This window comes from Mesorhizobium sp. M7A.F.Ca.CA.003.01.2.1, assembly GCF_003998945.1.
Taxonomy (GTDB): Bacteria; Pseudomonadota; Alphaproteobacteria; order Rhizobiales; family Rhizobiaceae; genus Mesorhizobium; species Mesorhizobium ciceri.
Map to the genome: position 1 here is coordinate 1 of NZ_RZRA01000337.1, position 5,288 is coordinate 5,288.

Here is a 5,288-nt window from a genome sequence, read left to right on the forward strand (position 1 = left end):
GGCGACAGGTGGACAGCCAGACTCTGGCCTGTACGATTACCAGATGCGATCCATGCGGAAAGCCGCCTGGTTCGACAGGATTTCGCAAGACGTGCCACAAGGATCAGGGTGAGCCAAGCGCTTGCCGAGGCAAACCAGCGCCTGAATGGCTGGGAAGGAGGACAGGAGATGACGGACATGACGCACTCTGCGACGAACGGCCAGGCCGCGCAGACGAAAGCGGCAACCGTCAAAACCACCTTGCGATCCAATATTGGCCGAAGCGCCAACGGATTTTCCGCCCAGGGCCTCTACGATCCACGCAACGAGCATGACGCCTGCGGCGTCGGTTTCATCGTCAACATGAAGGGCGTGAAGTCGCATCAGATCGTCGAGGACGGGCTTGCTGTGCTCGAAAACCTGACGCATCGCGGCGCCGTCGGCGCCGATCCGCTGGTCGGCGATGGCGCCGGCGTGCTGGTGCAGCTTCCCGACCAGTTCTTCCGTGACGAGATGGCAGCCCAGGGCATCGAGCTGCCGCCGGCGGGCCAGTACGGCGTCGGACACTGGTTCATGCCGCAGGACGCGGCCCTTCGCGCCCATATCGAGGACATCATTGCCGAATCGGCGCAATCCGAGGGACTTCCGCTCATCGGTTTCCGTGACGTGCCCGTCGACAATTCGTCGCTGTCGAAGGCGCCCGACATCGTGGCATCCGAGCCGTTCCATCGGCAGATCTTCATCGGCCGCACGCCAGACATTACCGATGACGAGGAATACGAGGCCAGGCTCTATCTGCTGCGCAAGGTCATCTCGGGCCGCATCTATGCCGAGAACGACAACAAGGACATCGGCGCCTATTGCGTGTCGCTGTCGGCGCGCACCATCGTCTACAAGGGCATGTTCCTGGCTTATCAGGTCGGGGCCTACTACAAGGACCTCAAGGACCCGCGCTTCGAAACCGCGCTGATCCTCGTCCACCAGCGCTTCTCGACCAACACGTTCCCGTCATGGAAGCTGGCGCATCCCTACCGCATGGTCGCCCACAATGGCGAGATCAACACCGTGCGCGGCAACAACAACTGGATGGCTGCGCGCCAGGCGTCGGTCGATTCCGAACTGTTCGGCAACAACATCTCGAAGCTGTGGCCGATTTCCTATGACGGCCAATCCGACACCGCCTGCTTCGACAATGCGCTCGAGTTCCTGTTCCAGGGCGGGTACAGGCTCAGCCATGCCATGATGATGCTGATTCCGGAAGCCTGGGCCGGCAACAAGCTCATGGATGCCGATCGCAAGGCCTTCTACGAATACCATGCGGCATTGATGGAGCCGTGGGACGGACCGGCGGCGGTGGTCTTCACCGATGGCCGCCAGATCGGCGCCACGCTCGACCGCAATGGCTTGCGCCCGGCACGCTACATCGTCACCGACGATGACCGCGTCATCATGGCCTCGGAAGCCGGCGTGCTGCCGGTGCCGGAGGAGAAGATCGTCAAGAAGTGGCGGCTGCAGCCCGGCCGCATGCTGCTGATCGACCTGGAGAAGGGGCGCATCGTCTCCGACGAGGAGCTCAAGTCGGAGATCGCGACCAAGCATCCCTACAAGACCTGGCTCGCCAACACGCAGCTGATCCTCGAAGATCTGAAGCCGGTCGAACCGCGCGCGTTGCGCAAGGATGTCAGCCTGCTCGATCGTCAGCAGGCATTCGGCTACAGCCAGGAGGACACCAAGCTGTTGATGTCGCCTATGGCGACGACAGGCCAGGAAGCGGTGGGCTCGATGGGCACCGACACGCCGATCTCGGCGATGTCGGACAAGTCGAAGCTGCTCTACACCTATTTCAAGCAGAACTTCGCCCAGGTCACCAACCCGCCGATCGACCCGATCCGCGAGGAGCTGGTGATGAGCCTGGTGTCCTTCATCGGGCCGCGGCCCAACATCTTCGACCTTGTCGGCAATTCGCGCCGCAAGCGGCTCGAAGTGCGCCAGCCGATCCTGACCAATGGCGATCTCGAGAAGATCCGCTCCATCGGCCACACCGAGGACCGTTTCGACACCAAGACGATCGACATCACCTATGGCTCCGCCGAAGGCGCCGCGGGCATGCAGGGCGCCATCGATCGGTTGTGCGAGCGGGCGGAGGCGGCGGTTGCCGGCGGCTACAACATCATCATCCTGTCCGACCGCCAGGTCGGGCCCGACCGCATCGCCATCCCGGCGCTGCTGGCGACGGCGGCGGTCCATCATCACCTGATCCGCAAGGGGCTGCGCACCTCGGTCGGCCTCGTCGTCGAATCCGGCGAGCCGCGCGAAGTGCATCATTTCTGCTGCCTCGCCGGCTATGGCGCCGAGGCGATCAATCCCTACCTCGCCTTCGACACGCTGCTCGACATGCACAAGCGCGGCGAACTGCCGAAGGAAGTGGACGCCTACGAAGTCGTCTCGCGCTACATCAAGTCGATCGGCAAGGGCATCCTCAAGGTGATGTCCAAGATGGGCATCTCGACCTACCAGTCCTATTGCGGCGCGCAGATTTTCGACGCCATCGGCCTGAAGACCGATTTCGTGCAGCAATACTTCACCGGCACCGCGACGCTGATCGAAGGCGTCGGCCTGGACGAGATCGCGGCCGAGACGCTCAGCCGCCACAATGACGGTTTCGGCAACGACCCCGTGCTGCGCAACAGCCTCGAGGTCGGCGGCGAATACATGTTCCGCATGCGCGGCGAGGCGCATATCTGGTCGCCAGATGCTGTCGCCACCTTGCAGCACGCCGTGCGCCAGGGATCGTGGGAAACCTTCAAGGACTATTCCGCCCAGATCGACAGCGAGACGGCCCGCGCCCAGACCATTCGCGGCCTGTTCAAGCTCAAGCTGGCCGGGGAAACCGGCCGCAAGAAGGTGGCGCTCGACGACGTCATGCCGGCGGCCGACATCGTCAAGCGGTTCTCGACCGGAGCGATGTCGTTCGGCTCGATCTCGCGCGAAGCGCACACGACGCTGGCGCGCGCGATGAACCAGATCGGCGGCAAGTCGAACACCGGCGAGGGCGGCGAAGAGGCCGACCGCTATCTGCCGCTGCCGGGCGGCGGCAAGAACCCGGAACGCTCGGCGATCAAGCAGATCGCCTCGGGACGTTTCGGCGTCACGGCCGAATACCTCGTCAACTCCGACATGATGCAGATCAAGGTGGCGCAGGGTGCCAAGCCCGGCGAGGGCGGTCAGCTGCCCGGCCACAAGGTCGACGCCACCATCGCCAAGGTCCGGCATTCGACGCCGGGCGTCGGCCTGATCTCGCCGCCGCCGCATCACGACATCTATTCGATCGAGGATCTGGCACAGCTGATCTACGACCTGAAGAACGTCAATCCGGCAGCCGACGTGTCGGTCAAGCTGGTGTCGGAAGTCGGCGTCGGCACGGTTGCGGCGGGCGTCGCCAAGGCGCGCGCCGACCACATCACAATTTCGGGCTATGATGGCGGCACCGGTGCCTCGCCGCTGACGTCGCTCAAGCATGCCGGCAGCCCGTGGGAAATGGGCCTTGCCGAGACACACCAGACGCTGGTGCTGAACGGCTTGCGGTCGCGCGTTGCGCTGCAGGTCGATGGTGGCTTGCGCACAGGGCGCGACGTCATCATCGGCGCGCTGCTCGGCGCCGACGAGTTCGGCTTCTCGACCGCACCGCTGATCGCGGCCGGCTGCATCATGATGCGCAAATGCCATCTCAACACCTGTCCGGTCGGCGTCGCGACGCAGGATCCGGTGCTGCGCAAGCGCTTCAAGGGCACGCCCGAGCATGTCATCAACTTCTTCTTCTACGTCGCGGAAGAGGTGAGGGAGCTGCTCGCCGAGATGGGCTACACCCATATCGACCAGATCATCGGCGACACCGATCTTCTGGAAAAGCGCGACCTGATCGTGCACTGGAAGGCGCGCGGGCTCGATTTCTCGAAGATGTTCTTCAAGCCGGATGCGCCGCATGAAGCGGTGCACTGGACCGAGCGGCAGAAGCACCCGATCGACGACGTGCTCGACCGCAAGCTGATCGAACTGGCCAAGCCGGCGCTCGAGAGCAAGCTGCCGGTCAAGATCGAGGTCGATATCCGCAATGTCGACCGCTCCGCGGGCGCCATGCTGTCGGGCGAAGTGGCCAAGCGCTTCAAGCACAAGGGCCTGCGCGAGGATACGATATCGGTGAAGCTGACCGGCACTGCCGGCCAGTCCTTTGGCGCCTTCCTGGCGCGCGGCATCTCGTTCGAGCTTGTCGGCGCCGGCAACGACTATGTCGGCAAGGGCCTGTCGGGCGGCCGCATCGTCATTCGGCCGCCGGAAGAGGCCAAGATCGTCGCGGCTGAATCCATCATCGTCGGCAACACGGTGCTCTATGGCGCAACCGCGGGCGAAGCCTATTTCGCCGGCGTCGCCGGCGAGCGTTTCGCCGTGCGCAATTCGGGCGTCGCCGCCGTCGTCGAAGGCGTCGGCGATCATGGCTGCGAGTACATGACTGGCGGCATCGTCGTCGTCATCGGCAAGACCGGCCGCAACTTCGCCGCCGGCATGTCTGGCGGCGTCGCCTACGTGCTCGACGAGGCGGGCGATTTCGCCGAGCGCTGCAACATGGCGATGGTCGAGCTGGAGCCGGTTCCGGAAGAAGACGATCTGATGGAAAGGCTGCTGCACCATGGCGGCGACCTCGACCACAAGGGCCGCGTCGACGTCTCCGGCGACATGACCAGCCATGACGAGGAGCGGCTCTACCAGCTGATCTCGAACCATGTGCACTACACCGGGTCGGTACGTGGTCGCGAGATTCTCGACGACTGGGCGACGTTCCGGCCGAAGTTCCGCAAGATCATGCCGGTCGAATACCGCCGCGCCCTGATCGAGATGGAACGCATGCGCATGGGCGTTGCGGCGGAATAGGCTTTGCAATGGCCGGGGAGCCCAGGCTTCCCGGCCCATCTTCATCGACAGTTTGACCTCCGGCGCAAGGTTGCCATGGCTGCCTCAAGGGGTTAACGGGTGCGGCGAAAACCGCACCATCTGGACAGCAGGAACTGGACTATGGGCAAGGTAACAGGCTTTCTCGAAATCGACCGGCAGGTGCACAAGTACCAGCCGGCCTCCGACCGCATCCGGCATTTCCGCGAGTTCACGCTGCCGATGTCTGACAAGGAGGTCGAGAAACAGGCCGCGCGCTGCATGGATTGCGGCATTCCGTTCTGCCACGGGCCGACCGGCTGCCCGATCCACAACCAGATTCCAGACTGGAACGACCTCGTCTACAATGGCGACTGGGACAACGC

The 5,288-nt window shown here is 63.9% G+C and carries 1 protein-coding gene and 1 pseudogene; both read left to right on the top strand.

The window, feature by feature from the left end:
* Positions 1-168: 168 nt before the first annotated feature.
* Positions 169-4,905: a glutamate synthase large subunit gene (gltB, locus tag EN969_RS15395; protein WP_127419224.1), complete on the top strand. Its 4,737-nt coding sequence runs from the start codon at positions 169-171 to the stop codon at positions 4,903-4,905.
* A gap of 141 nt (positions 4,906-5,046) precedes the next feature.
* Positions 5,047-5,288 (top strand): annotated as a pseudogene (gene gltD, locus EN969_RS15400) (glutamate synthase); the annotation flags it as partial.